Source organism: Pseudomonas sp. UFMG81, assembly GCF_015354575.1.
Classification (GTDB): Bacteria; Pseudomonadota; Gammaproteobacteria; order Pseudomonadales; family Pseudomonadaceae; genus Aquipseudomonas.
This window is the reverse complement of the sequence record NZ_JACAFQ010000073.1, coordinates 1-1,166: the sequence shown is the minus strand read 5'-3', so window position 1 is coordinate 1,166 and position 1,166 is coordinate 1. Positions and strand designations below refer to the sequence as shown.

Below are 1,166 nucleotides of genomic sequence, written 5' to 3'. Positions count from 1 at the left end.
GGGTAGTGGTGGTGCTGGGCTGCACGGTAGCGGCGGCGGGTGGCGGCGACTGTTGCTGCAGGGGCGCGATGACGTAGTTGCTGCCGGCCGGGCAGCCGCATTGCACGGGGGTGCCATCGACCGCGGTGGGGATGCCGTCCTGGCGAAAGCGTGACTCGCCGTTGATCAGGGTGCCTTCCTGGCCGCAGCGGGGGCAGGCGGTGGTCTTGTCGCCTTCGAGCAACCAGGGACGGCCGTCGACGGCGCCTTTGGCGCGGCTGGCGATGCAGGTGGCACCGGTGCTGGTACGGTCGCCGTCCAGGCCCTGGCCTTTGCCGAAGATGTTGATACGAAAGGTCATGGTGAGACTTCCCTGTTAAATGGAAGTCCGCACGCTAGCAGTTGGAGGGCGGTATTTTTCGCGGGCTAGGTAGTTAGGGAAGCGTCCTACACAGGTCCCGGATCGGGACTTCGGAAGTGTTAGAAATCATGTTCTTCAGGCGGTGTGCAAAGGGCCGACCGAGGGTGGAGCAGCCCAGGTGTTCGTCGGGAGTCTTGCCGCGCCTATGAGATCGAGCGCCGCCTGCGCGGCGCATCGCTGGCAAGCCAGCTCCCACATCTGTTTCCGGCCAGTTATGCCTGTGCCGCCGCGGCTGCACGCCTTGTTTGTACGACGCGGTTCCGGCGTTGGTGCTGATGCCGCACCGCCAGACTTGAGACATGCACCAAGGCGGACAGTGGAAACCACATAGGATAGATTGGCCAGAAACAGATGTGGGAGCTGGCTTGCCAGCGATGCGCCGCGCGGGCGGCGCTTGATCTCAAGAGCGCTGCAAAGCTTTCGCCTAGCGCTTGGTCGCCCTCATGCGGTCACCGTCAGGACCTTGAAGCGCTGATCTCTCAAGACACCCTCAACAGGGGTTGCCAAGTCAATCGGCGCTCCGGCACTCGATGCCTTGGAGCATCGCCTCCGTCAGCCCTTCGGCCATTTCTATCGAATGCAGGTTGGCGTACAGCAGGCTCCTGCCGGTGTCGTCCGTATGCTCCAGCGCCTTGTAGCCAACGTTGTAGGCGCTACGCAGGTACTCCGCGACATGCACCAGCGCGTCATGGGCATCGATGTTGGGATTCACTGCGAACAGGGGTGGGTGGCCGGCATCGCATTTGCCGAAGGGGTGGTGCTTGGT

General features: G+C 63.3%; 2 protein-coding genes. Both read right to left on the bottom strand.

Features of this window, described 5'->3' with window-relative positions:
- Nucleotides 1-340: PAAR domain-containing protein (locus IX761_RS26955; protein WP_194792521.1), on the bottom strand; the 340-nt coding region annotated here is incomplete at its 3' end.
- 568 nt (nt 341-908) lie between these two features.
- Nucleotides 909-1,166, bottom strand: a 258-nt coding sequence (locus tag IX761_RS26950) for a DUF6124 family protein (RefSeq protein WP_194792520.1), incomplete at its 5' end; no start/stop codon positions are given.